The organism is Dyadobacter sp. HNCC25DJ185, from assembly GCF_056895195.1.
Genome location: NZ_JBXHAR010000005.1, coordinates 482,953 through 509,318, shown reverse-complemented (window position 1 = coordinate 509,318; position 26,366 = coordinate 482,953). Strand labels below are relative to the sequence as shown.

Sequence of the window (26,366 nt, the reverse complement as noted above, 5' to 3'; positions counted from 1 at the left end):
AATTTGAAATTCAATATTGAAATGTTTCTCTAAACAATCGTTTTGGCACCTATCCCTCCGAGACTTTCGAAGTGAATGTCTTCAAAATGATAACTAAGGTGTCTTTTGCAAGTCCCAACCTCCTTACATACCCACCCCAAAAGAAAGTTTATTGATTTCTTATAGAATTAGTTAGTAAAGAAAGCTTAAAATCACTTTTAATCTTTAAATTCATGCTTGTCATCACAGACTCGCTGCTAAACAACTCTCCCTCAATCGTTAATGAAGCCTTTTTTATTCTCAGCGTCAGTTGCTTTAATCCTGCTTTTCGCAAGTCATTGTTACGCGCAAAAGGCAGAACTTCCCTTTAACAGATTTACTGGCGAGATCACGCAAACAGTATCCGTCGATACGGACCGCTCCAAAGACAAAACTTTCAAGGCCATCAAAACCTGGATCGTTAAAAAATACCCTAATTACCGCGAGATTATTAAAACGGATGATTTCCAGGACGGCAAGATCGTGTTTCTGGACACTGAGCCACTCGCATCCATTAGGTTTAAGTCTTTCAATTACCGAGTGAGCATCCAGATCCTGGATGGAAAATATCGCTGTACGATCGATAATGTCAAGACAATGAGCTTGGGATCCAATGAACTCACCTCCGCTGATAACGATTTCCCCACCATGGGCTTCTATAAAAAAGATATTGCCGACATCGACCGCGAGCTATCTGTGACCACCGACAAAAAAGAACGGAATAAGCTGATGAAGGAGCGGCAGCTTATCCAGGCCTTCCTGCTGGACTATGAAAAGTGCCACTCCCAGATGGCGGCGGAATTTGAAATGGTCCAGCTAGGCATCCGCCGCGCGGTTATCAACACCGGGTCGCTGGCTGTCAAATGAGCGCAGCCTGCCGGTTGATTTCCAAGGGTACGTAACTGTGTAGCACCACACCACTTTTGAAAGTACGGCTGTCCACCAGTTTCAAGTCAAGCTTGTTTTTCATACCACCAAACAATGGCGTTCCGTGCCCGATCGCAACAGGATCTATCATGATTTGATAACTGTCTATTAAGCCGGCGTCGGCGAGTTGGCCCACAATACTGCCGCTACCCAGAATCGTCATGACCACGTGAGGATCGGCCTTAAGTTTCTTGATCTCCTCAAACAAATCACCCTTGATCAGCGTAGTATTTTCCCAATCGACTGTGTCCAGGGTTCTCGAAAATACGATTTTGGACGATTCATTCATACCCTCTGCGACTTCGGGCATACTTTCCAATGCCATGGGGGTCGGCCACCAGCTTGCCATTTGCTCATAGGTTTTTCGGCCGAATACGAGCGTCCCCCGACGAGATTCCAAGTTTTTCGAAGCGAAACTTCCTTCTTCGGCTACATGTCGGTGCCAGCTGATATCCTCGTTGGCTCCTTTATAAAATCCATTTAATGTCACGAAAGTGAATGCGTTTAACGTCCCCATTTTTCATAGTTTTTTATTGGTTCATATCAATATCATTCCCATGACAAACGAGAATAAACATATAAGACATTACCATCAAAAAATTTCAGACAATTCGTTTTTACCTCAGCAAATTCACGACACCGTCGTAATCAATCAATGAACCATCGTTAAGCTCAACTTTGACTTTATAAGGGTAAATGCCTGCACCAGAAAGCAACCCATGGTAGGTGCCATCCCAGCCTGAATTGGGATCAGAGGCCGCGAAGTTTGCTTTTTGAAAGATTACCTCGCCCCAACGATCGTAAATCGCCATTTCCCTGATCATCTTCACGCATTTATTTCCGTACACAAAAAATACTTCATTATGGTCATCCCGGTTGGGCGAGAAGGCTTCCGGCGCATAGATACCACATGGTTTTACATATACCTGCACGCGGGCAGCTGTACTGCAAACTTCATCGGGATCAGTGACCTGCAGTTGAAACAGCGTTGATACCAGCGGCGATGCCCAGGGATCGGGGCAATCGGTGCATGACAAGCCGGATGGTTGCCAATGATACCTGTACTGGCCGGGAGGGTCAACCAGCGACTGGATCTGCACACTGTCGCCCTGGGTAATCGAGAGGGTCGAAGAAACAGTCAGATTCATACTGATCACTTCCAGGTTTGTCGTCACAATGCTATCGCAGCCTGTTGCCTGGGGAATATTCCTGATATAGGTTCCGGGAGTGGTATAACTGGTATCTCCTACCGTCAGGCTTTCGCCTTCACAGATCCGGATGTTCTGGGTATAATGGCTCACGGGGTTCACCTTTAAAGTAAGGGTAACAGTGCTGTCGCAGACATTGCTTTTACTGATATTTCTTACGTATGTGCCACTCGTCCTGAGCACGGTATCACCGAGCGTTACCGACTCCCCTTCACAGATGGTATCGGATACGACTGCTTCGCTTTTCTTAAAAGTAATCGTATACTCCAGTTTCAATGCGCAAGACTCGTCAAGACTGCCCAAAGGGGAAAGTTGTACGCTGTACTTATCCCCCAGATTTGCTTTTACCTGCGTGTTCTGTGTAGCGGCACCATTGCTCCAGAGGTATTTTCCAAAGCCGTCGGGGGCACTCAATGTCATAAACCCGTTCTCGTCCGGGCAATTTGAGGCCGCCCTGATCTCAGATTTGAGACATTCCGCGTCGAAATAGGCGTAGCCGAAATGGCGCATGCGGGTACACCCGTGTGCCGTAACCACTATAGTGAGTGTCTTTCCCACCGAGCTTCTCAGATCAATCGCGCCGGTTGTCCAGTTTCGGTACTGAATATCGCCGGAAGACTGAAAACCATCCACAGTATTGGCCCCCTGTAATTGTACGTCATAGCTGCTGCACGGAAGCTCCTGCCCATTGGCGTCATAAATCAGAATATCAAATCCTGGCTTTTGATAAGGTTCGTGATTAGCCCGACCGTCGGAACCGAAGGTGTTTTGAAGCACGACGGCAAACTTATACTGGAATAAAGTATTATCAGAAGTTACCGTATAAGTGGCCCTGATCCGCGCGTAGTGGCTTCCCTCATTCACATTGCCAATCCGGATCGAATGCGTACTGCCGGGTGCAACCATCGGGATGGAAGGGATTTTCGGATCATTGCCGTCGCTCAGACTTGTAATATAATGTTCATTGAGCTCTGTGCCATTGATTTCCGACGAGAAATTGGTTTTTTGATTTTCATCTGTAACTGTGCCGTAACCCAGCGTCCAGCCTGAGGTATTACCCTGTTCAAAACCGACATTACTACAATCCACCTGCGCCAATGCATGAATCGAGAACAGGCAGAAAATCAGCGAACGTAAAGCATTTTTCATAAGTAGCAGGTTTCCAAAATAATTTACGCCTGAAGCAATCGGCCTGTTGCAGGTCATTTAAGTAAAAATTCAGTTTCTAAATTCGGCGAAATGAGGCTTCCTTAATGCTTTGAATGCGATCCTTCAAGTGATATGCCTCTGGTAAATTGGATCTCAGTGATATTGTATAAATAGTTTCCAAGCCAGCTAGTGAGAGGACCACAGCGGCTGACGTTGCCTGGAAGGCGCCCTCCGGTGCACAGCAAGCCGCATTTCGCGGGATAAAAATAAATGCATCCTACGGATGAGGGTTTTGTCCTCATTTGTATGTCCTGATTTTAACTTCCATGTTTGCTTAACCAGCCCGAAAATTTTGATCACTAAACCCTTAACCAATTATGCGCATACGCACTTTCCTGCCTTTTTTGCTCCTTTTGATTTTATGCCAGCCGTCCTGGTCACAAGAAAAGAAATACAGCATTGTGATTAAAGGCGGTCACGTTATTGACCCGAAAAATAACATCGACGCGATCATGGACGTCGCCATTGAGGGAACCCCCGGTGGTAACGACGGTAAAATAGCACTGGTCGCCAAAAACATCGATAAGAACCTCGCTCTGCAGGTGGTCGATGCCAAAGGAATGTATGTGACGCCTGGCATTATCGATATCCACGTTCACTATTTCTGGGGTACAGACCTGAAAGGGACTTACCGCAATGGTCCAAATGGGCTGCAGCCCGACGGATTCACATTCCGGTCGGGCGTTACCACGGTGGTGGACGCAGGTAGCTCAGGCTGGAAAACATTCGAAACATTCAAGAAACAAACCATTGATCTCTCCAGAACGCGCGTGCTGGCGATGCTCAACATCGTTGGCGAAGGAATGGCGGGCGGAAAATTTGAAAACAGCCTGGAAGAAATGGACGCCGCAAAAACAGCGGAAATGGCAAAAAAGTATCCTGATGATATCGTGGGCGTGAAACTCGCCCACTTCAACGGGCACGACTGGACCCCTACCGACCGCGCCCTGGAAGCCGGCAAACTGGCCAACATTCCTATCATGGTCGACTTTGGCGGCGCAAATCCGGTGCTGTCCCTGGAAGAGCTATATCTGAAAAAATTCCGGGTTGGCGACATTTATACGCATTGCTTCGGAGGAAACAGCAATAATAGTGGCCGTGGGCGTGAATCGATTGTGGATACCGAAGTGAACAAAGTAAAACCGTATGTAATAGAGGCACAAAAGAAGGGGGTGATTTTCGATGTCGGCTTCGGGGGGTCTAGTTTTTTGCTCGCTCAGGGACAGCCTGCCATCAAACAAGGTTTTTATCCTAATTCCATCAGCACCGATCAGCATACCAGCAGCATGAATGGCGCGATGAAGGACATGAACAACATCATGTCATTGTTTATCGCCATGGGGATGGATTTCAAAAGTGTGATCGCGGCCAGCACCTGGAACCCTGCCAAGGAAATCAAAAGAGAAGAATTAGGTAACTTGTCTGTAGGCTCGCCGGCAGATGTAGCAGTGCTAAACCTGCGTGACGGCAAATTCGGTTTTTATGCCCGCGACGGAAAGATCGAGGGTAAGAAGCGGATTGAAACCGAGCTGACCATTAAAGGCGGCAGCATTGTGTATACGCTGAATGCACTCGTTGATCCGGTGAACCTGCCACCGCGAACAAGTCCGGAAAGCTCAAAGCCGGCCCGGCCATAGCGGTCACTTCACTTAGCGGATATCCCCGATTTGAAATATTAAAATCCTTAATTTCATGAAACGCAGAGAAATTCTTAAAGAACTGACTATGTTACCATTGGCTGGCGGGCTCGTCGGTGGAATGGATGCCATGGCAGAAAGTAAAAAATCCATCAACTGGTTCGACAGAGCGGCGGCGGCCGTTTCCGCCCCCGGTCCGCTGAAGGCAGGCCCTCAGATCTACCAATCAATTGGTGTTGAGCCTATTATCAACTGTCGTGGGACTTTTACCATTATCGGGGCTTCTATTGAACTTCCGGAAGTTAGGCAGGCCATGGAATATGCCTGCCAGTACAATGTTCAGATCGACGAGCTTGCATTTGGCGTCGGTCAGCGCCTTGCTGAAATAACCGGTGCTGAATGGGGAATGGTTTCTGCGGGTTGTGCGGCGGGAATGAATGAGATTACTGCCGGGATTATCTCAGGCGGTAACCCCGAAAAACTAATCCGTATCCCCAATCTGGAAGGTTTTGGAAAAACCGAAGTAATTATCCCAAGATCGTCAAGGAATGTTTACGACCATGCGATCCGTAATTGTGGCGTAACAATCATTACAGTTGAAACCATTGAGGAACTGCAGAAAGCTATCAATCCGCGCACTGCTATGATTTACATGATGCCTGGCAATGAACCCTGGTCCGTTGCAAGCGTAGCCAAAATCGCCAGGCCGGCGAATGTACCCATACTGGTAGATGCGGCAGCCGAAAGACTGACAATACCTAATATTCACTTGCAGGCCGGCGCTTCGGTTGTGGCCTATAGTGGAGGAAAAGTAATACGCGGGCCGCAATGTGCAGGTTTGATGCTCGGTAGTAAAGACATATTAATGTCTGCATGGCAGGCCAGTGCGCCGCACCATGGCCCCTGCCGCGACAACAAAATAGGTCGGGAAGAAGTAATAGGCATGCTCGCTGCCGTGGAAGCCTGGGCAACGCGCGACCATAAAGCAGAAATGAAAATGTGGGTCTCCTGGCTGGAAACAATTTCCAAAAAGGTTTCAGGGATCGATAGCGTGCAGGCCTCAATCAAAGAACCGGCAGAGGGTGCGCTCGACAATGCCACCCCTAACCTGACCATTTCGTGGGATCCAACCAAATTAAATATCACAGGCCAGGAAGTTGCCGACGAACTGCAGACCACCAAGCCGCGGGTTGCGGTCGGAACGGGTTTTAGAAGGGGGCAAACGGCGGCAGCTTCGGGTCCTCCCGTCACATCGATCAATATTGCTGCTTACATGATGGGACCAGGAAACGACAAGATCGTAGCCGAAAGGGTATACGAAATCCTGTCCCGCAAACGCAGCGCCCCAAAAGCAGCAGCCGAAATGAAAGCGCCTGCGGCGGATATCAGCGGGCGCTGGGAGGTTGACATTGAATTTTATACGAGTACCAGCAAGCATACTTTCCTGATTGAAAAGCAAGACGGAAACTATCTTTACGGAACCCATAAGGGAGAGTTTGCAACCCGCGAACTGATGGGAAATATAGACGGCAACGAGGTTCGGTTCCAAAGCCGTTACAGCATTCCGGGTGATAATGTGGTGATGACATTTTACGGAAAAGTGAACGGTGACACAATCACCGGAGAGATTGATATGGTCGAATATGTAACCGCGAAATTTACTGCGAAAAAAGCGGCATATCCGACCGGAAAGCAAAGAATCAACATTCCTGCCGGCCGACCACTGTCAACCTAGTAACCGCATTAGACATCAACAGCCGGCAGCGACGCCAAGGCCCCGGCGCCAGGTTTCAACCCGGTATACACGGAAAAGCGGCAGCATCGATCGGGTGAGATCAAGCTGCCGCTTTTTTATCGTCTATCGTCGACGGATTGAAATCCGTCCTTAGGCTGTCTGCCGAGCCGCTGGCCTTCTCAATTTTATACAGCCTTGACAATTTTCATCTCCTCAGGATTCCAGTTCACGACCGTGTTTTCAAAATAACTTTTGTTTGAAAGCAAAGCGGGTCCTGCTGCCCGTAAACCAAAAACCGCATCTTCTACAATCGTTCTCTTTCCGCGCATGGCGTCGAAAAACAATGCAAAATGGTCGAGGCGATCGTCGTATCCGTTGGGCGCTTTATATTCTTCCGTTTCCGGCTCGGACATTTCCGGAATAGAAGGATACTTCGCCTGGTACTCAGCAAGAAATTTATCCTGCAACTCTTTTGGAAATGTATCAATGGTATAACCAGGCGCCTTAGCCATTTTCTTCTTCTTCACGGTTACGGTGTTACCTTGCAGGGTAATCTGTCCATCGGTACCGACAAACCTGAACCCGGATCCCCCACCCGATCCGTCCGCAAAATTCACCCTTAAAGTCAGGTTGAAAGCAGGATGGGACGCAGTCTTAGGGTAATCGTAAATTCCGACCATGACGTCGGGAACATCACGTCCGTCTTTCCAATAGCGAAGTCCACCGCTGGTCATTATACGCGTAGGACCTTTGCTGTCAAGAATGTAGTGCATTCCGGAAAACAAATGGACGAAAAGATCACCCGCCACTCCGGTTCCGTAATCCTGGTAGTTTCTCCAGCGAAAAAAACGAAGCGGGTCGTATTCTCTTTTGGGTGCTTTATTGCTCAGGAAACGGTTCCAATCTACGGTTTGCGTCGACGCGTCGGGTGGAATGGAATATTGCCATGCGCCCTGCGCGGAATGCCGGTCGTAATAAACCTCCACGAAATTCAGCTCACCGATTGCGCCCGCCTTGTAAAGCTCTTTTACTTTGGTGTAAACAATCGAGCTGACACGCTGACTACCCACCTGAAAAACCTTTTTGGAGTCGTTCTGGGCTTTGATCATGTCATATCCCTGCTCGATCTTATGCACCATCGGCTTCTCGCAATACACGTTCTTACCCGCTTTTAATGCCTCAATGCCGATCTGGGAATGCAAATGGTCGGGTGTAGCCAGGATAATGGCGTCAATGTCTTTACGGCTTAATATTTCGGAATAATCCCGCGTAGTTTGAATATCTTTTCCAAACAATTCTTTGGCGCGTACCAGGTGACCGTCGTATACATCGGCGACGGCCATCAGTTTCACCCCAGGCACCATTAATGCTGTCCGGGTATCTCCCATACCCATGATACCGGTTCCGATGCAGGCGATCTGAATCTGGTCATTGGCCGCTATCTTCTGGTTCAGCCAGGGGATTTCATGGGAATAGGACTTAGCCGAGTTTCCGGCGAGCAGTTCGTGCACAGGACTTGCGGCAAGCATCGCACCGCCAGATAATTTTTTGATAAAGTCCCGTCTGTTTTTCTGGGATTGTTGAGGCATAGGAACAGAAGTATATTATGATTTGCTTTAAACTATGAAAATACTAATAATTCAGCCAATCCGGGTGCATTTTTCCGCAATAAATCCTATTTGTTAAAAAACATTCAGAAGCCTCTTGCGACAAAACAGATAAATATTACTTTTGCATCCTGATCCTCGGCCAGGTGGTGAAATTGGTAGACACGCTACTTTGAGGGGGTAGTGCCTTCGGGTATGGGAGTTCGACTCTCCTCCTGGTCACATTGCAAACTGCGTTTGGGAATCCCGACGCAGTTTTTTTTGTGCCGTTATTTCAGCCGCCACCTTACAGATTCCTATTTCCCGACCATTTATGCGTTTTTTTTGATTTGTTTAATATCTTTATTTATCGATATGTTCAACGTATTTCTCTAGCACTAACTTGAAACAATTTTCCTTCAATAAAGCTGGCAGGCTTTGTTTGCTTGTCTTCTTGTTAATTTGTGCCAAGACTGCCTCTTTTGGTCAATGCAAGGAAAGAAAGAGCGAGGCAACTCAGCAACCTGTTCATTATCAAAACATTCCTCTAACAGGTAAACACGAATACCTCACGCTTTCCAGTTCAGGTGACGAAAGGCTTTTCAGCTATCATAATGAAGAGATCGACCTGGTATTCCATGTCCAGATGTTCACCGAAATCAAATTTACTTCAGAGTATGGCAATTTTTCCCTTTTCACCACCACCTCGGACAGGACTCGGTGGCAAAGTTGTTTTATACTTTCCGCCCCGCTGACACCGAAAGAGCTTGACAAAATGAGGGGTACTTCCAAGATCGAAATCTTCCTGCCCGAAGACCATAAGGTATTTAGCCTTGACACAAGAAAGAGCGCAATGCTGAACAAAGCCCTCGCCTGCCTCTTTTAATAAACTAAACGTAGAACAGCTCTTTATTCAAAAGCTTTACAATCGCCTGGAAATCCTCTGGATTCGCTGCGAAATCCATCTGATTTACGTCGATTTCCAATATCTTTCCGTGGTCATAATTTTTTACAAAATCTTCGTAATAGTTATTGAGGCTCGACAGGTAATCCAATGAAATAGCCGATTCGAAATCCCTGCCACGCTTTTTAATCTGAGATACCAGCTTGGGAATATCCGCTTTTAAATAAATAAGCAGGTCCGGTTGAGATACAGTCCGGATAATCGATTCGAATAAAAGCAGGTAGGTCTGATAGTCCCTGTCGGTCATGACGCCCGACTCGTGCAGATTCCTTGCAAAGATGAATGCATCCTCATAAATGGTCCGGTCCTGAATGATCGTGGCATACGTAGTAGCCCTGATTTTTTGTACCTGGGCAAAGCGGCTGTTCAGAAAGTAGATCTGGAGGTTGAACGCCCACCTGTCCATATCCTGATAAAAATCCGCCAGGTAAGGGTTTCCTTCTACAGCCTCATACATCACGTCCCACTTGTAATATTCACCCAACATCTGGGTTAATGTCGTTTTTCCGGCGCCGATATTACCGATGATAGCGATGTGCATGCGTGTAAAGTTTAGTAAGCGAATGATCGGTGGCAAAAATATGGATTTTCACAGGAGCCACAACGGCCCAAAACAGCATTTTTCGATTTTCTATAAACTCGGGTTATTCGTATATTTGCGGCTGATTTGGAGGTAAGAACTGCGACGCAAAATTGTTTTTCTCCATTGAATCTATAAAATCCATTACAATGAAACCTTTCAGGGTTATCTTATATTATTATTATTCTCCGATCGCCGATACAGAAGCATATCGGGATGAACATCATCTTTTTTGCGTAGAAAACAACTTGCTGGGCAGGATTATCATTGCCCCCGAAGGTCTGAACGGAACCGTTTCAGGCACTCCAGAGGATTGCGAAGCATACATGAACTATATTCGCTCCGACGAAAGGTTCCGGAACGTTCAGTTTAAGGTAGAAGAGCACGACAAAATTGCTTTTCAAAAGCTACATGTCAGGGTTAAAGATGAAATCGTAAACTCTGATCTGGGTGTTGATCCCCTGGTCCGCACTGGAAAACACCTGGAACCTTCTGAATTCAAAAAGCTCATTCATGATCCTGATGTAGTTCTGGTTGACATGAGGTCGGATTACGAGCATGAAGTAGGGAAATTCAAAGGCGCGATCACTTTTGACATGCACAACCTGCGCGAACTTCCTGAACATGTACATGAAATCGAGCATTTAAAAGATAAAAAAATCGTCACCTATTGCACAGGCGGCATCAAATGCGAAAAAGCAAGTGCTTATCTGCTAGACCAGGGCTTCAAAGATGTGTACCAGCTGCATGGAGGCATCATCCGTTATGGTCTGGAAGAAGGCGGAGAAAATTTTGACGGAAAATGTTACGTATTTGACAATCGCATTACAGTGGATGTCAATACCATAAATCCCACCATTATCTCCCGTTGCTACATCTGCAACGAGCCTTGCGACCGCATGATCAACTGCGCCAATGCGGAATGCAATAACCACGTGCCAGTTTGTCACCAGTGCGGTGAAGAAATGGAAGGAGCTTGTTCACCTGAATGCAAGGCCCACCCAGGAAAAAGGATTTACGATGGAACCGGCTACTACGTAAGCCAGAGCAATCACTACCATCCTTTGCAGGGACTAAAAAGCCAAAAGAAAAACATCAAAAAGATGAAACTTGCGCAAAAAGCTGAGACTCTGTAATTACTGCCCCAGTCTTTTTTCGAGTATATAATCATTCATCCAGTACGGGCCAAACGGAATGTCTTTTTCGGCCACCACCAAGTAGCCCATGCGCTCGTAGAATTTTTTTGCCTTGTTATATCTGTTTACATTGAGTGATAGCATTTTTCCGCCCATCGACCGGACGTAATTTTCAGCTTCACTCAAAAGATACTTACCCGCACCGGAGCCCTGACTTGAAGGAAGCAAGTAGATTTTATGTAACTTGAATTTTTCGGACTCTTCTTCTGAGACAGAAGCAAAACCCTCGGGAAGGCCATTATTCAGCAGTATCAAAAAATGCTGCCCATCGATGATCTGTTCTTTCAAAGATTCATAAGAATATATTTTTTCGAACATGTAGTCGATTTGCGCTTTGCTAAGAATGTCACCATAAGTAGGTTCCCAGGTTTTCTCCTGGATCGCGATGATATCGGGGATGTCCTCAACGGTCGCGTTCTTTATTGCGAATGCAGGCATATTGCGTAAATTTGGCTCTCAAAACTGCAAATAAATATTTTATCAACTTAAAAACCATGATTACTTGCCAGGCACCAAGAACGCGTTATCGCTTTGGCGCTGATAAGTAGAATTTTATGAAACCCCTCATTTTAGTTACTAATGACGACGGAATAACATCCAAAGGAATCCGGGCACTGGTTGAAACGATGCAAATGCTCGGCGAAGTCGTTGTAGTGGCCCCAAACAGCCCGCAGTCGGGAATGGGACATGCCATTACAATTGGTGAACCTTTAAGACTCTACTCAACACATATTTTTGAAAACATAGTAGAATACGAATGCTCCGGGACACCGGCAGATTGTGTAAAAATCGCCAAACACTACGTTTTGCTCGACCGTCGGCCAGATTTAGTTGTAAGTGGAATCAATCACGGAAGTAACAATTCCATCAACGTTCTCTACTCCGGTACAATGTCGGCGGCGATCGAGGCAGCGATCGAAGGACTGCCTGCTATCGGTTTTTCACTTTGCGACTTTAATGAAGATGCCGACTTTAGTCATGCAGTCCCGTTCGTCAGGTCGATCACCGAGGCCGCTTTAAAAAACGGCATCCCGAATGGTATCGCATTGAATGTGAATATTCCTGCTAAAACAGACTTCCCTATCAGGGGCGTGAAGGCTTGCAGGCAGGCTCATGCGAAATGGCAGGAAAAGTTTGATTACCGCATTGATCCAAACGGAAGAGGCTATTTTTGGATGGCGGGTGAATTTGTCAACTTTGATACAGAAAAAGAAGATACCGATGTCTGGGCACTCGAGCATAACTATATCTCAGTGGTGCCATGTCAATATGATCTGACAGCGTATGAAGCGTTAAAAAAGCTATCAACCTGGGATTTGTAATTTTAAAAATCAACTATGGCATTAGTAGGTAGTTTATTAAAGAAAGGTATACATTTCAGTAACATTGTTGCTAACCGTCGCAAGGCGAGCCTTCATCTGCAACAGAAAAAAACTTTGGCCAAGCTCCTGGCCAAAGCCAGATATACCGAGTTTGGAGAGAAGTACAATTTCGACGAATTGCTCTCTTCGATTCTTTTCGGTGAAAAGGGTGCTTTTTATGAGCAGTACAAGCTATCAGTACCCGTTTACGATTACAATAAGATTTTTAATGAATGGTGGCATAAATCGCTCGAGGGAGAAAAAGATGTGTGCTGGCCGGGTCAGATCAAATATTATGCATTGAGTTCAGGAACTTCCGAGGCTGCGTCCAAACATATTCCGGTAACAAAAGCCATGTCCCGGGCCATACAAAAGACCAGCATCCGGCAAATTCTTTCTCTCGGACATTACAAGGACCTTCCCAATGACCTTTATGAAAAAGGTTTCTTAATGCTTAGCGGCAGCACCAATCTCAAAGACCAGAATAAACATTTGGAAGGTGACCTGAGCGGGATCCAGATCGCTCAGATCCCGTATTGGTTTCGGCCTTACTACAAGCCTGGTCAGAAAATTGCCGCTCAGCAGGACTGGGGACTAAAACTCGAAGAAATTACAAAAATAGCCAGCGAGTGGGATATCGGGTTCATCGTTGGTGTTCCCGCATGGATCCAGCTTTTGATGGAAAAGATCATTGCATATTACAACGTGAAGACTATTCACGATATCTGGCCAAACCTGCAGGTTTTCGCACATGGAGGGGTGTCTTTCGAACCTTATCGTAAGGGTTTCGAGAAGTTACTGGGCAGGCCGCTGATTTATATCAATACCTATCTGGCTTCCGAAGGCTTTATTGCTTACCAAACCAGGCCGGGCGCTCAGGGAATGGAGCTTGTCTGCGACAACGGACTGTTTTTTGAATTTATTCCCTTTAATGAAAATAACTTCGATTCGGACGGCTCCATGCACGCAAAACCGGAGACACTGATGATTGATCAGGTTGAGGAAGGCAAAGAATATGCGCTGCTGCTGTCCACTTGCGCAGGGGCCTGGAGATACCTTATCGGGGATACTGTCAAGTTTGTAGACAAATCGAGGGGTGAGATCGTCATAACAGGTCGTACCAAACATTACCTCAGCCTTTGTGGTGAACACCTTTCCGTGGATAATATGAACAAGGCCATCGATCTGGTTTCGGACGAAATGGGCCTTACTGTGAAAGAATTTACAGTTTCCGGTGTTGAACACGGAACCATGTTCGCTCACCATTGGTACATTGGTGTCGAAGAGCAAAATGTCGACAGTGAGCTTCTCAAAAAGAAACTGGACGCCAAATTATCGCAGCTGAATGACGACTACGCGGTTGAACGCCGTCATGCGTTGCAAGAAGTATTTGTCACTATCCTGCCCAACGAGGCATTCTACGCCTGGATGAAGTCAAAAGGAAAACTGGGCGGTCAGAACAAATTCCCACGCGTTTTTAAAAATTTCCTGATCGATGAATGGAAGGAATTTCTTCAAACAAATGGCTACATCAAAAAATAACGTCACTGAACAAAGTTAATGTAGGCAATCTGACAGGCGATGAGAATAAAGACTACGCCTGTCACTTTGTTGAAAAGTGCCACTACCTTCGATGTGAATAACCTCTTTAGCCTGTGCGCAAACACGGCCATCGCACATTCTACCAGAAAAACGGCAACAACACTGGCAGCGAAGAAAAGCAGGACCTGATTAAAATTGTAATGCAGGTTGGTTCGAATATAAGAGGCAATGGTCACCCAACTGATAAAATTGATCGGATTGAGGCCATTCAGCAAAAACCCGGTAGTAAAGTAATAGACCAGATTTCCCAGGCTGGTTTTGGGATAGGCGATAGCAGGCTGCCCGCGGATCAGATTATTGAGTCCAAGAACGATCAGGAAAATGACGCCCGCCCCCGCCATCCATTTTTTAAAATCGGGGATCTCGGGAAGTAGTGCCGTTCCAAAAATGGCGAAGAATACGAATATAATGTCGCACACAAAGACACCAAAGGCAATTTTGATACCGGTCTGATAGCCGTTGTCCACGCTATTCTGGACCAGTGAAAAGAAAACGGTACCGAAGGTGAGACACAACGCAATTCCGGTGAGCAATCCGTAAAACAGAGATTGAAGCATATCAGATACCTTTCAGCCGGGCGGTCATCAAAATGGCACACACAGAAAGAGAATCGGTTATCTCGGATTTCATAACCATCTCTACCGCATCTGCCAGAGAAACCTTTCTTACCTGTAAATCTTCTGTCTCTTCAGGTTCGGCATCCAACTGGGTGAGTTCTTCGGCAATATAAAGAAAACCTTCTTCGTTCGTGGCCGAGTTGGATGTATGGATCCTTGCCAATCGCGTCCATTTTCCGGCCACCAGCCCGGTCTCCTCCTTTAACTCTCTTTGGGCCGCTTCCAGTACATCGGTACCCAGCAAACCTCCACCTTCCGGAATCTCCCAGGAATACTCTTCAATAGCATAGCGGTACTGTCCCACCAGGTAAATATTCCCTTCCTCGTCCAGGGGAATCACACCGATCGCCTGATTTTTAAATTTAACCAGCCCGTAAATTCCTTTGTTGCCGGAGGGGTTAATCACGTCACGGTGACTGAGTTCCAGCCAAGCATTTTCATAAACGGTTTCCGAAGAAAGTGTCTTCCAATTATTTTCAGTGGACATAACCCGCATTTTCTTAGTAATTTTAGCCTCCGTAGTTCAAACCTAAGATGCAAATAAACCAAAATAAGCTCAAACAAAGACTTATCCTGCTTTCTTTTATAGCAAGCATTTTGTTGACGGCCCTGAAGTTTTTTGCGTATTACATCACTTCTTCCAATGCAATTTTGAGCGATGCGCTCGAATCGATCATCAATGTGATCGCAAGTGGTTTCGCATTTTACAGTATTTATCTGTCTTCTCAACCCAAAGACCGTAACCATCCATACGGCCATGGAAAAATCGAATTCTTTTCTGCCGGTGTGGAGGGCACTTTAATCATCATTGCCTCTATTTTCATCACTTACGAGGCAGTACAGAAACTGCTGGATCCGGCGCCAATACAAAACCTGGCTAAGGGCTCAGGGTTCATTCTTTTTACGATTTTGGTCAACACAGTCATAGGCTATAAATTGATCGTTGAAGGAAAAAAAGCAAACTCCCTGGCCTTAGTCGCCGACGGACGACATTTAATGACAGACAGTATCAGCAGCGTGGTACTGATACTGAGCGTTGGATTGATCATGCTGACCGGCTACTTGTGGATCGACAGTGCCGCGTCACTGCTGTTTGGGATTTTTCTCGCCTACAATGGGTTCCAGCTTACGAGCAGATCAGTGGCAGGGCTGATGGACGCAGTTGACGACGCTTTGCTTGACAAGGTGGTTAAAACACTTCGTGAAAACAAAAAGGCAGACTGGATTGATGTGCATAATCTCAGGGCACAGCAATACGGATCAGATCTGCACATTGACTGTCATTTGACCCTTCCCTATTATTGGGAACTTCAAAGAGTACATGAAACAATTCATCACTTTGAAAATGTGCTCAAGAGCAGTCACGTTGGCGAAACAGAGGTTTTCGTTCACGCAGATCCCTGCCTTTATCAATGTTGCTACTTTTGCAGGATCGATACATGCCCTGTCCGGAAGCATGCTTTTGTACAGGACATTGAATGGGATGCGGCAAAGCTCGTTAAAAACGAAAAGCTTTATACCGATGCTCAGATTAATATTCAGGAATAAACATAAATCTAAATTCTAACCAAAATGTACGTTTCACGTCGCGATTTCCTTAAAAAAGCGGGGGCCACTGCACTGGCTGCAACCACTTTCACTGACCTGTTCGCTGATCCAGCCAAGAAGCTCTGGTTCGATATTTCGCTCGCAGAGTGGTCACTTCACAAAGCCCTTTTTGCGAAAAAGCTAACCAACCTGGATTTCCCGGAGTTGGCCAAGAAAGAATTTGGTATTTCCATTGTAGAATACGTCAACCAGTTTTTCAAGGACAAGGCGGAAGACAAAACCTACCTCGCCGATTTGCTTAAAAGATCCAAAGACAACGGTGTCACCAACAACCTGATCATGATCGACGGCGAAGGCGGTTTGGGTGAGCTGGATGCAGCTGTTCGTAACAAAGCGGTTGAAAATCACTACAAATGGGTAGAAGCAGCCAAATACCTGGGATGCAAAACCATCCGGGTCAATGCATTCGGGAAAGGAACCAATGAAGAAATCGCAAAAGCGGCTGTGGAAGGTCTTGGTAAGCTTGGCGAATTTGCGTCCAAAACAGGCATCAATGTGATTGTTGAAAACCACGGCGGTTCGTCTTCAAATGGTCAGTGGTTATCCGGCGTGATGAAGCAGGTTAACCTTAAAAATGTTGGTACCCTGCCTGATTTTGGAAATTTCTGTATTACCAGAAAAGACGGCGGCTGCGCGGAATCGTATGACAGGTACCAGGGAACCAAGGAACTGATGCCTTTTGCAAAAGGTGTGAGCGCAAAAACCTACGATTTTGACGAAAAGGGCAATTGCATTGAAACGGACTATACCAAAATCCTGAAAATCGTAAAAGAAAGCGGATTTAGAGGTATCGCCGGTATCGAATACGAAGGAGGCAAGCTCTCCGAATATGATGGTATCAAGGCGACGAAAGCGTTACTTGAAAGAGTTGGACCGACAGTTTAACCTTCTCATCCTCCCAGAGCGGACACATTTTATTTAACTAAAAAAGGGCATTTTGCGATCAGCAAAATGCCCTTTTTAGATTCAGGCTGTTCCAGTACAGCAATAGAAAAAGCCCCATCCCAGGGACCGGGGTACATTACATCCCCAAATAACTCAGAAATTCCTTCTTCACCGCTTCTTCCTCAAACTTACCGCCATAAAAAGCAGTGACGGTTGAGCTACCGGAGTCGCGAATTCCGCGCGACTGAACGCACATATGCTGTGCATCGATCACGACGGCTACATCGTCAGTCTGCAACGCGAGTTTTAATTCATTGGCAATCTGGACTGTAAGCCGCTCCTGTACCTGCGGGCGTTTGGAAAAATATTCAACGATACGGTTCAACTTGGATAGTCCGATCACTTTGCCGCTCGAAATATACGCAACGTGCGCTTTCCCGTAGATTGGCACAAAATGGTGCTCACAATTGGAAAAAACGGAAATATCTTTCTCAACCAGCATCTGGTCGTACTTGTATTTATTCTCAAAAAGCGTAACCGCAGGTTTGTTCTTGGGGTCCAGCCCGCTGAAAACTTCTTTGATATACATTTTCGCGACCCTTTTAGGAGTACCTTTCAGACTGTCGTCCGTCAAGTCGAGGCCCATGATCTCCATGATATGGCGAAAATGTTTTTCGATCAACTCGATTTTGACCTCATCCTCTAAGGCAAAAGCATCCTTACGCATCGGCGTTTCAATGGATGAGTATACGTGATCGTCTCCAATCTCCTCAATATCTAAAAATTCAGTCGGCTGGATATTCGACAAAGTTCCGTTCTGTTTCATATAATCTCACTTTCAGAGCAAGGCCTGAATCAATTTTTGGTCTTAATATTGAATAAATAACGATCGCTATATTTTCAGCTGAGGGATTTAGGTTACTAAATTCTTCTACGTCGAGGTTCAGATTTTTATGATCAAAACGGTCGATAACGGATTCTTTCAGGATGGAGCTGAGTATCTTCATATCTACCACATAGCCGGTTTGCGGATTCACCTCCCCGGTTACCTGCACGATCAGCTCATAATTGTGGCCGTGAAAATTGGGATTGTTGCATTTACCAAATACCAGTTCGTTCCTCTCGTCCGGCCATTGCGGATTATGAAGACGATGAGCCGCATTAAAATGCTCCTTTCGGAACACCGCCACCTTTTGCACCATTATTTTAATCTTCTTAAATTTAAAACTGCCTCAAATGTCGTTACAAAGTATGTGTCCAACACATTTAAGGCCTTCGAGCCTGAGTGAAAATGCTCATAGGAGTCACTTGCAATGGGTTAACGCCTTAATCCGTGAATTTGTTCAATCGATTTTAAAATTACCTGGATGCATTCGTCCAGCCCAGCTGATTTTTTAATTAATAAAAAAATTAAAAAAATGGTTATTGAGTGTAAATTGCGGGCCTGGACTGAAATGCGAAAGATTATTTGGTTAATTCAAACAAATAGCCGAATATTCCACTTAACCCCTATCAAACACATTCTGTTCGTTATTTTTCCAAAAATTTGAAATATTTCTTTCATTTTGGGCCTGAAACACGAAAACTCAGTATATACATTAACCGTTTGTCCAACCATACTAACCCTGAACACCCAATAAATTAAAACTTAAATGAGCAAAAAGAACAACTACCTGGTCCCCCTCTTAATCATAGGCGTCATTTTCTTTATCATGGGTTTCGTCACCTGGGTCAACGGAACTTTAATCAGTTTTTTCAAAAAAGCTTTCAGCCTGGATAATACCAGTTCTTACCTGGTCACCTTCGCTTTCTTTATCTCCTATACATTGATGGCCGTTCCTTCTTCCTTAGTACTGAAGAAGACAGGTTTTAAAAATGGCATGTCGCTGGCGCTCCTGGTCATGGCAGCCGGCACGTTAATCTTCATCCCGGCAGCTGAAATGGCTTCCTATCCGTTATTTCTGGTTGGCCTATTTACTATAGGCATTGGGTTAACCGTCCTTCAGACTGCTTCAAATCCCTACGCAACCATTCTCGGTCCACGCGAAAGCGCGGCGCAGCGGATCAGTTTTATGGGCATTGCCAATAAAACAGCGGGTGTGATCAGCCAGTTGATTTTCGGTAAATTGTTATTGGCGGGCGCGTCTGCCACCGGCGATCCCAAAGCCGAATTGGACAAAGTAGTATTTCCCTACATCATTCTGACGGCTGTCCTGGTCGGTATGGCATTGCTGATCCGTTTATCAAAAGGACTCGTTGAAGTAAGCGAGGAGGAAGAAGAAACGCCCTCAGCCGCAGCCCTGGTGACTGTTACAAAAACCAGCATATTCCAATTCCCCAACCTGATTCTGGGTGTTATTGCGATATTCTGCTATGTCGGAGTTGAGGTGATTGCCGGTGACACCATTATCAACTATGGCTTTTCTCTGGGGTTTCCGGATGAGGAAGCCCGGCTATTTGGTACTTACACCTTATATGGAATGATGTTCGGCTACGTACTTGGCGCTTCACTGATTCCAAAGTACGTTTCCCAGCAAGCTTACCTCAAATTCTGCGCTGTACTCGGTTTGGTGGTTACGCTTGTTGCCCTTTTCACAACCGGCTTTACTTCAGTCGTTTGCATAGCAGTTTTGGGTTTTGCAAACGCCGTGATCTGGCCCGCCCTCTGGCCTCTGGCGCTGAGCGGGTTGGGTAAATTCACCAAAATAGGTTCAGCTCTTCTGGTAATGGGTATTTCCGGGGGAGCGATCGTTCCATTGCTTTACGGTGGCATAGCCGATGCCATTGGCAGCACCCAAAAAGCATACTGGATCATGATTCCATTATACGTATTTATCCTCTACTTCGGTCTTCTGGGCCACAAAAAGAAAAGCTGGTAGTTTCATGAGGATTTCAACTCCCGGCCGTATTTGTTTGTTTGGCGAACATCAGGATTATCTAGGATTACCGGTTATCGCCGCGGCGATTTCCCGAAGGATCAGCATTGAAGGCGATTACCGGCATGACGATAAAATTATCCTGCATCTTCCCGATTTAGGTTTACGTGAGGAATTTTCGCTCAGGGATACATTTCCTTATGTGATCCAACGTGATTATTTCCGCAGTACCATTAATATCCTGAAAAGAAAGGGTCTATCCTTTTCGAGAGGTTTTGAGTGTGTTATTCATGGAAATATCCCGATCAACTCGGGCACGTCGAGCTCGTCAGCCCTGATCGTTTCCTGGGCTCACTTTTTGGATAAGATGAGTGATAATCCTGTAAATTTTTCTCAAAAGGAATTGGGTGAGATCGCCAATGCGGCAGAAGTGCTCGAATTTGGTGAGCCCGGCGGGATGATGGACCATTATTCTACTGCTATAGGCCATGTGATTTATCTGGAATCAACACCTGAGATCTATGTGGAAGCACTTACACCCCAACTGGGAACATTTGTGCTGGGCGATTCATTGGAACCTAAAGATACGCTGGGTATACTCGCGCGCTGTCGGTATGGAATGGAGGAAGTTATCCGCAAAGTGACCGCCTACGATCCAGATTTTTCCATTTTTACAACCCCATTTGAAAAAACCGAAGATTATAAAAAGCAGCTTACCGAAGATGAATTGAGCCTTTTGCGGGCTAATGTGGAAGACCGGGATATTTTGCTGCAAGGGAAGGAGCTGCTAACTGAAAATACATACAGTCCCGTCAATGAATTATTTGACGAAGCCTTCGGCGAGTTGCTCTATCAACATTATAAAAACCTGCGTGATCACAAGCGGACTTCGACGCCCAAGATCGAAAGGATGATGAATGCAGCACTGGATGCCGGTGCTTTGGGAGGAAAAATCAATGGCTCCGGAGGAGGAGGATGCATGTTTGTATATGCGCCGACGCGCGCGGAAGAAGTTGCCGAGGCCATAGAGAAACAGGGTGGAAAAAGTTACATCATCCATGTTGATTCGGGAACGCGTGTGGAAGGTTAGCTATTAAATGCACGATTGTAATTCCGATTGTGTTTTTGTTTTAAGACCTTTGTGACATACATTGTAGTAACTGCAATTTCATGACAGTGATCACAGCTTCAGAACAAAAAACCAATCTTTACTGCCCGTCGCTGACAGCCTATCAAAGACGCGAAACCATTACCATTAACATCGGGGGCGTCCCGATGGGCTCCGCCTACCCGATCCGTGTGCAATCGATGACAACGGTCGATACGATGGATACCCAGGGCTCGATCGACGAAGTGGTACGAATGGTGGAATCGGGCTGCGAATATGTCCGTATTACTGCACCGAGTGTCAAAGAGGCCCAGAATCTTGAAAATATCAGAAATGGCTTGCGCAAGCTGGGTATCTATGTTCCGCTGATTGCGGACATTCACTTTACACCAAATGCTGCAGAACTCGCCGCCAGGATTGTTGAGAAGGTCCGGATCAACCCGGGTAACTATGCCGACCGCAAGCGATTTGAAGTAATCGATTATACCGACGCCTCTTATGCTGCTGAACTGGAAAGGATCAGGGAAAAATTTATTCCTCTTGTCAGAATTTGTAAGGAATACGGCACAGCCATGCGGATCGGGACAAACCATGGTTCGCTGTCCGACCGGATCCTGAGCAGATATGGCGATACCCCGTTAGGAATGGTTGAGTCGGCGCTGGAATTTCTACGGATTTGCGAGGAGTTCAATTACTTCAACATCGCGCTGTCTATGAAATCCAGCAATACACAGGTAATGGTAGAGGCTTATAGGTTGCTCGTTCAACGGCTCGGCCAGGAAGGTTTGAAACCCTACCCGCTGCACCTCGGAGTTACAGAAGCTGGTGAGGCAGAAGACGGCCGTATCAAATCCGCTGTGGGAATTGGCACCTTGCTGGAAGACGGATTAGGCGATACCGTACGGGTTTCGCTGACCGAGGCGCCTGAAAAAGAGGCACCCGTGGCCCGGGCGCTGATTGAACGCTACACAACCCGTACTCCTCACGATTTCATTGAGCCCGTCGATCAATGCCCGATCAACCCGTTCCAATATATACGCCGGGATACGCATGATGTGTATAACATTGGCCACATGAATGTTCCCAGGATTATTGCCGACTATTCCAATATTCCGATTCAGGGACTTGATGATTTGAAAAGCATTGGGCATTTCTTTTTGCCGGTACCCGATAAATGGGCAATGAACGACCAGGGAGCAGATTTTATCTATACCGGTAAAAATCCCGCCCCTTTTATGCTCCCAAATGGTTTGAAAGAAATCCTGGATCATGAGCAATGGCAAGTTCATCCGGATCGAAGCAACAAATACCCTTTATGGTCGGTATTAGCCTGGAATGAAGCCATAGATTCTTCCGACCAGTTGAACTTCATTCGAGGTGATATACATGCATTTGACGAAAGTTTTCTTGAAAGCAATCGCGACCAAAGCAACGTGGTGCTGGTTTTGCATTCAGGCAATGCCCACGCAATGCCCGAACTTCGAAGGTTCTTTTACAAACTCACCGAATTAAAAATCAAGTTACCTGTAATCATCCAAAGGTCGTACCCAACTGATCTGGGCGACAAACTTACCTTGTTTTCGGCCACTGATATAGGTGGCTTACTCGTAGATGGTTTTGGAGATGGCACCTTATTATCGCCGTTATTTTCAGACCACGTTTTAATTGCTGACAGGCTAAGACAGGCTGCCACGTACAACTCAATTGCGTTTGGCATTTTGCAGGCCGCCCGGACCAGAATGTCCAAAACCGAATATATCTCCTGCCCTTCCTGCGGACGGACATTATTTGACCTTCAGGAAACAACGGCCATGATCCGGAAGCATACGGAGCATTTAAAAGGCGTGAAAATTGGTATTATGGGCTGCATAGTAAACGGCCCGGGCGAAATGGCCGACGCGGATTACGGATATGTGGGTATGGGGAAAGATAAAATTGCTTTATACCGTGGACAGGAAGTGATCAAAAGGTCGGTAACTGCGGCAAAAGCGGTAGAAGAACTCATTGATCTGATCCGTGAAGACGGCAGGTGGATCGAACCCAGCGAGCGCGAGATATTGGTTTGAGTCAAGATTAAGAGGTGCTATTCAAAAATATACAATGAAAAAATACTTTCAATTGGGTGACGTGTTTTATTACTTCGTCCGGGTTTTTAAGAAAAAAGATCCCAATGCACCCGATTCATTTAACCTGCGCATGATGCACGGGATCAATCGTATCTCGATCGTCATGTTTTTGATTTGTGTCATCATCATGATCGTCAGAGCGTTAACAAGATGAATCTCGAAACATTACGCGATTATTGCCTGAAATTGCCTGGTGTAACCGAAGAATTACCGTTCGGACCGGATACACTCGTATTCAAGGTAAAAGGCAAGGTATTTTTGCTGACACCTATGGACTCGGTAACCCATCAGTTCAATGCCAAATGTGACCCGGAAAAAGCAGAAGAATTGAGAGAAAAATATCCGGACGTAAAGCCCGGATATCACATGAACAAGAAGCATTGGAATACTGTGTATGTTACCGGAAGCATTCCGAGTGAAACACTTTTTGATTGGGTAAAAGACTCATACGACCTGGTAGTAGCCACCCTGCCTAAGAAGGAACGGGAAGTGTTACTGCTCTCCTGAACAAGGAGTCAAGGCGCATATCAGCAGCCCTTTGACTCCGTTCTAATTGACCAATGCTACTTCGCAGCCTTCATTTCTTCATCCAGACGTTTGCTTAAAGTTTCGCAAACGCCCTCAATCAGATCCGCCATGCTACGGTCGTTGGTAGCCGTAAGCAATGTGTCCGCGATGCCGCTCATTAATTCGATATAAAAGCGCTTCATTTCAAAAACCTCCATATCTTTTGTCCAAAGATCGATCTTCAAAGTACCCCTGTGGTAGTGGTCCCAAACTGCGATCGCTATTGCCCGGGTGTCGTTAATGCCTTCGTTCGGGTTATCTGTTGCTTCCCAAAAGATTTTTTCCGGTATATTTTTGTCGTCCAGTTCAACGGTGAAATGTATTTCTGATTTTTTCATAGAAGGTTATAAATTTTCACAAAAGTAAGCATTTGAAGCACACTGCGGCCTCCCGACGTCATTTACCTGCCTTGCTGAACACTTTCTTAAGCAGGTCGCTTACCCTCGCAACCGGGTCCTCACGGATTTTTTTCTCCTCTTGGGCGATCAGCACATACAAACCGTCAATGGTTTTCTGAGTTGCATACTCTTTCAGGTTGGGGTTTACTTTTTTTACAAGCGGAAGCTCATTGTACTTCTTTACAATGTCGGCATAATACTCGGTGGCCTTGTTCAGGTTCAAGGTACTGTCCACAACGGGGAAAAAGGTTTTAAAAAGATCATCATTGGTTGTTTTCCTGAGATACTGCGTCGCCGCATCGTCCTGGCCTTTCAAAATGCTCAGGGCATCAGGCACTGTCATGGAGGTAATTGCTTTCACAAAAATTGGTTTCGATTTCTTCGCTGCATCCTCGGCAGCCCGGTTTAGCGACAAAGTGAATTTATCCACTTCCGCACCCAGTCCCATTTTGCGCAAGGTTTCCGCCACCTTCTGTGCTTCGGGCGGCACTGCGATTTTGATGAGTTCATTTTTAAAAAACCCGTCAATCTTGGAAGCTTCTGCCGATCCGTTGCTTATTCCGACATTCAATGCTTCTTTCAGCCCCTGGACGATCTCGCCTTCGCCTAATCCTGTATCGTTGCCGCCCACCTTGTCCAATACTTTTCCCAAATTGAACTGAGCCTTTGATACGGTACTGCAAAAGGCCCAAAATATGATTATAACTAAGATTTTCAGTTTCATTACAAATGAGTTTGATATTATTTCACTAAGCTTCAAACGTACTCAATAACGATTAATTTTACTTATTTTTGGGAAAATAACCGTCCCAATTAACCCATTTTCAGATGAACATTTCCTCCCCAAGGGCAGAAGTATTAACCATCGGTGACGAGATTTTGTTTGGTCAGATTACAGACACGAATACCCAATGGATTGGCACTCAACTTACTGACATCGGTATTCGTCCGGTACGCAAAACCTCTGTCGGGGACAATAAACAGGATATCCTCAATGCTTTTAAAGAAGCCAGTCAGCGAGTCGATGTGATCATCGTAACGGGTGGTCTGGGCCCCACCAGGGACGATATTACGAAACATACCTTTTGCGAATACTTTGGTACCGAGCTGGAAATCAACCAGGAAGCGCTTACACTGATTACTGCTTTCTTTGCCAAACGAGGCCGTGCCATGACGGAGCTGAATATCCAACAAGCTGCATTGCCAAAAAACTGTACCTACATCCCAAATCTTTTGGGAACAGCCCCTGGAATGTGGTTTGAAAAGGACAATGTCATTTATATTTCCCTGCCGGGTGTTCCTTACGAAATGAAGAGCCTGATGGAGTTTGAGATCCTTCCCCGGCTGAAAGAGCGCTTTTCAACCCAGATCATTCAGCATAAGTCCGTACGCACCATTGGCATCGGTGAATCCTTCCTCGCGGAGAAGATTGCCCCTTGGGAGGATGCTTTGCCGGATCACATTAAATTGGCTTATCTCCCTCATTTTGGGCAGGTCAAGCTGCGCCTGACAGGGACGGGAACAGATCAGGCCCTTCTCCAGGAGCAATTGGCAGAGCAGATCGCCTCTCTTCTGCCCTATATATCTGAGCACGTTTTTGGCTACGATGACGATGAACTCGAAACAGTGATCGGATCGTTACTGATCAATAGCCAGGCAACCGTCGGCACCGCCGAAAGCTGCACCGGTGGCTTTGTGTCCAATCAGATCACCAGCGTTCCTGGCTCATCGCGCTATTTCGAAGGCTCGATCGTCAGTTACAGTAATGCCGTCAAAATGAAAGTCTTGGGTGTGTCAGAAGAGACTTTGGAAACATTTGGTGCAGTAAGCGAACAAACCGCACGGGAAATGGCCGAGGGGGCAAGAAAATTGCTTAACACCACTTTTGCGATTTCAACAACCGGTATAGCAGGTCCAGACGGCGGTACCGCAGAAAAGCCGGTAGGTACCGTGTGGATTGCCTGTGCGACACCCGACGAAACTTACACACAACTGCTCACGTTAAGGAACAACCGAAAGATCAACATTGAAATGACCTCTTCATACGCCCTTAATCTTTTGAGAAAAACCATCCTTAACAGCAAGTTGGCCGTTAAGAGCTGAATAGTCCGCTAATTCAGGTAACCATATACTGGCGTTACCGACGAAAAACATTGAT

Annotated in this window: 26 protein-coding genes and 1 tRNA gene; 16 read left to right on the top strand and 11 right to left on the bottom strand. The window is 46.1% G+C overall.

Translation table 11 applies throughout. The features are described from left to right. Positions 1-261 precede the first annotated feature (261 nt). Positions 262-885, top strand: a complete 624-nt coding sequence (locus tag AC1XUF_RS17025; RefSeq protein ID WP_483343019.1) for a DUF4468 domain-containing protein — start codon at positions 262-264, stop codon at positions 883-885. Here the strand turns inward: AC1XUF_RS17025 and AC1XUF_RS17020 are convergent. After that, positions 878-1,462 carry a dihydrofolate reductase family protein gene (locus tag AC1XUF_RS17020; RefSeq protein ID WP_483343018.1) on the bottom strand — a complete coding sequence of 195 codons (585 nt, stop codon included), beginning with the start codon at positions 1,460-1,462 and terminating at the stop codon, positions 878-880. The two genes, AC1XUF_RS17025 and AC1XUF_RS17020, sit on opposite strands and share 8 nt — an antisense overlap. Before the next feature lie 100 nt (positions 1,463-1,562). Next, positions 1,563-3,302 (bottom strand): T9SS type B sorting domain-containing protein, encoded by a 1,740-nt coding sequence (locus AC1XUF_RS17015; protein WP_483343017.1) that lies wholly within the window; start codon positions 3,300-3,302, stop codon positions 1,563-1,565. A 377-nt stretch (positions 3,303-3,679) separates the two neighbouring features. Here AC1XUF_RS17015 and AC1XUF_RS17010 point away from each other — a divergent pair, with 377 nt between their 5' ends. Next, positions 3,680-4,999 (top strand): amidohydrolase/deacetylase family metallohydrolase, encoded by a 1,320-nt coding sequence (locus AC1XUF_RS17010; RefSeq protein WP_483343016.1) that lies wholly within the window; start codon positions 3,680-3,682, stop codon positions 4,997-4,999. Positions 5,000-5,054: 55 nt separating this feature from the next. Then, positions 5,055-6,734, top strand: a complete 1,680-nt coding sequence (locus tag AC1XUF_RS17005) for a selenocysteine synthase (protein WP_483343015.1) — start codon at positions 5,055-5,057, stop codon at positions 6,732-6,734. 185 nt (positions 6,735-6,919) lie between these two features. Here the strand turns inward: AC1XUF_RS17005 and AC1XUF_RS17000 are convergent, their stop codons facing one another. Further along, positions 6,920-8,323 (bottom strand): Gfo/Idh/MocA family protein, encoded by a 1,404-nt coding sequence (locus tag AC1XUF_RS17000; RefSeq protein ID WP_483343014.1) that lies wholly within the window; start codon positions 8,321-8,323, stop codon positions 6,920-6,922. Between the two features lie 158 nt (positions 8,324-8,481). Between AC1XUF_RS17000 and AC1XUF_RS16995 the strand changes: the two genes are divergently transcribed. Together AC1XUF_RS16995 and AC1XUF_RS16990 are read left to right on the top strand one after the other, a co-directional pair. Next, a tRNA-Leu gene (locus tag AC1XUF_RS16995) sits at positions 8,482-8,563 on the top strand. Between the two features lie 160 nt (positions 8,564-8,723). Next, entirely contained in the window at positions 8,724-9,206 is a 483-nt protein-coding gene (locus AC1XUF_RS16990; protein WP_483343013.1) for a hypothetical protein, read from the top strand. A 4-nt stretch (positions 9,207-9,210) separates the two neighbouring features. Here AC1XUF_RS16990 and AC1XUF_RS16985 read toward each other — a convergent pair whose 3' ends face one another. Next, positions 9,211-9,825, bottom strand: coding sequence for a deoxynucleoside kinase (locus tag AC1XUF_RS16985; RefSeq protein ID WP_483343012.1), 615 nt, complete (start codon positions 9,823-9,825; stop codon positions 9,211-9,213). 188 nt (positions 9,826-10,013) lie between these two features. Here AC1XUF_RS16985 and trhO point away from each other — a divergent pair, with 188 nt between their 5' ends. Further along, positions 10,014-11,000, top strand: coding sequence for an oxygen-dependent tRNA uridine(34) hydroxylase TrhO (gene trhO / locus AC1XUF_RS16980; RefSeq protein WP_483343011.1), 987 nt, complete (start codon positions 10,014-10,016; stop codon positions 10,998-11,000). Here trhO and AC1XUF_RS16975 read toward each other — a convergent pair whose 3' ends face one another. Next, positions 11,001-11,498 carry a GNAT family N-acetyltransferase gene (locus tag AC1XUF_RS16975; protein ID WP_483343010.1) on the bottom strand — a complete coding sequence of 166 codons (498 nt, stop codon included), beginning with the start codon at positions 11,496-11,498 and terminating at the stop codon, positions 11,001-11,003. Between the two features lie 116 nt (positions 11,499-11,614). Between AC1XUF_RS16975 and surE the strand changes: the two genes are divergently transcribed. Then, positions 11,615-12,382, top strand: coding sequence for a 5'/3'-nucleotidase SurE (gene surE, locus AC1XUF_RS16970; RefSeq protein WP_483343009.1), 768 nt, complete (start codon positions 11,615-11,617; stop codon positions 12,380-12,382). 15 nt (positions 12,383-12,397) lie between these two features. After that, positions 12,398-13,963: a GH3 family acyl-acid amido synthetase gene (locus AC1XUF_RS16965; protein ID WP_483343008.1), complete on the top strand. Its 1,566-nt coding sequence runs from the start codon at positions 12,398-12,400 to the stop codon at positions 13,961-13,963. A gap of 2 nt (positions 13,964-13,965) precedes the next feature. Here the strand turns inward: AC1XUF_RS16965 and AC1XUF_RS16960 are convergent, their stop codons facing one another. After that, the gene (locus AC1XUF_RS16960) at positions 13,966-14,580 is read right to left on the bottom strand and encodes a LysE family translocator (protein WP_483343007.1); all 615 of its coding nucleotides are present in this window, start codon (positions 14,578-14,580) and stop codon (positions 13,966-13,968) included. Between the two features lies 1 nt (position 14,581). Further along, positions 14,582-15,136, bottom strand: a complete 555-nt coding sequence (locus AC1XUF_RS16955) for an NUDIX domain-containing protein (protein ID WP_483343006.1) — start codon at positions 15,134-15,136, stop codon at positions 14,582-14,584. 38 nt (positions 15,137-15,174) lie between these two features. On the opposite strand from AC1XUF_RS16955, the gene AC1XUF_RS16950 reads away from it, so the two are divergent. Beyond that, positions 15,175-16,188: a cation diffusion facilitator family transporter gene (locus AC1XUF_RS16950; RefSeq protein ID WP_483343005.1), complete on the top strand. Its 1,014-nt coding sequence runs from the start codon at positions 15,175-15,177 to the stop codon at positions 16,186-16,188. A gap of 24 nt (positions 16,189-16,212) precedes the next feature. Next, on the top strand, positions 16,213-17,133 hold the full coding sequence (locus AC1XUF_RS16945; RefSeq protein WP_483343004.1) for a sugar phosphate isomerase/epimerase family protein: 921 nt from the start codon (positions 16,213-16,215) through the stop codon (positions 17,131-17,133). Positions 17,134-17,269: 136 nt separating this feature from the next. On the opposite strand, the gene folE is transcribed toward AC1XUF_RS16945, so the two are convergent. Beyond that, the gene (folE, locus tag AC1XUF_RS16940; protein WP_483343003.1) at positions 17,270-17,959 is read right to left on the bottom strand and encodes a GTP cyclohydrolase I FolE; all 690 of its coding nucleotides are present in this window, start codon (positions 17,957-17,959) and stop codon (positions 17,270-17,272) included. Continuing rightward, complete coding sequence (locus tag AC1XUF_RS16935; RefSeq protein WP_483343002.1) at positions 17,919-18,335, bottom strand: 6-pyruvoyl trahydropterin synthase family protein; 417 nt, start codon at positions 18,333-18,335, stop codon at positions 17,919-17,921. The genes folE and AC1XUF_RS16935 overlap by 41 nt, the downstream gene beginning before the upstream one ends. A gap of 450 nt (positions 18,336-18,785) precedes the next feature. Here AC1XUF_RS16935 and AC1XUF_RS16930 point away from each other — a divergent pair, with 450 nt between their 5' ends. The 5 genes from AC1XUF_RS16930 (at position 18,786) to AC1XUF_RS16910 (ending at position 23,750) form a co-directional block, all read left to right on the top strand. Continuing rightward, positions 18,786-20,012 carry a sugar MFS transporter gene (locus tag AC1XUF_RS16930; protein ID WP_483343001.1) on the top strand — a complete coding sequence of 409 codons (1,227 nt, stop codon included), beginning with the start codon at positions 18,786-18,788 and terminating at the stop codon, positions 20,010-20,012. Positions 20,013-20,016: 4 nt separating this feature from the next. Then, positions 20,017-21,099 (top strand): GHMP family kinase ATP-binding protein, encoded by a 1,083-nt coding sequence (locus tag AC1XUF_RS16925; protein ID WP_483343000.1) that lies wholly within the window; start codon positions 20,017-20,019, stop codon positions 21,097-21,099. A gap of 80 nt (positions 21,100-21,179) precedes the next feature. Beyond that, positions 21,180-23,183, top strand: a complete 2,004-nt coding sequence (gene ispG / locus AC1XUF_RS16920; protein ID WP_483342999.1) for a (E)-4-hydroxy-3-methylbut-2-enyl-diphosphate synthase — start codon at positions 21,180-21,182, stop codon at positions 23,181-23,183. A gap of 34 nt (positions 23,184-23,217) precedes the next feature. Further along, on the top strand, positions 23,218-23,397 hold the full coding sequence (locus tag AC1XUF_RS16915) for a DUF6728 family protein (protein ID WP_483342998.1): 180 nt from the start codon (positions 23,218-23,220) through the stop codon (positions 23,395-23,397). Then, the gene (locus AC1XUF_RS16910) at positions 23,394-23,750 is read left to right on the top strand and encodes an MmcQ/YjbR family DNA-binding protein (RefSeq protein WP_483342997.1); all 357 of its coding nucleotides are present in this window, start codon (positions 23,394-23,396) and stop codon (positions 23,748-23,750) included. Before AC1XUF_RS16915 ends, AC1XUF_RS16910 begins: the two co-directional genes overlap by 4 nt. A gap of 56 nt (positions 23,751-23,806) precedes the next feature. Here AC1XUF_RS16910 and gldC read toward each other — a convergent pair whose 3' ends face one another. Beyond that, positions 23,807-24,148, bottom strand: coding sequence for a gliding motility protein GldC (gldC, locus tag AC1XUF_RS16905; protein WP_167272128.1), 342 nt, complete (start codon positions 24,146-24,148; stop codon positions 23,807-23,809). Positions 24,149-24,206: 58 nt separating this feature from the next. After that, positions 24,207-24,932 (bottom strand): DUF4197 domain-containing protein, encoded by a 726-nt coding sequence (locus AC1XUF_RS16900; protein WP_483342996.1) that lies wholly within the window; start codon positions 24,930-24,932, stop codon positions 24,207-24,209. Between the two features lie 104 nt (positions 24,933-25,036). Here AC1XUF_RS16900 and AC1XUF_RS16895 point away from each other — a divergent pair, with 104 nt between their 5' ends. Next, positions 25,037-26,311, top strand: a complete 1,275-nt coding sequence (locus AC1XUF_RS16895) for a competence/damage-inducible protein A (protein WP_483342995.1) — start codon at positions 25,037-25,039, stop codon at positions 26,309-26,311. Positions 26,312-26,366: the final 55 nt, after the last annotated feature.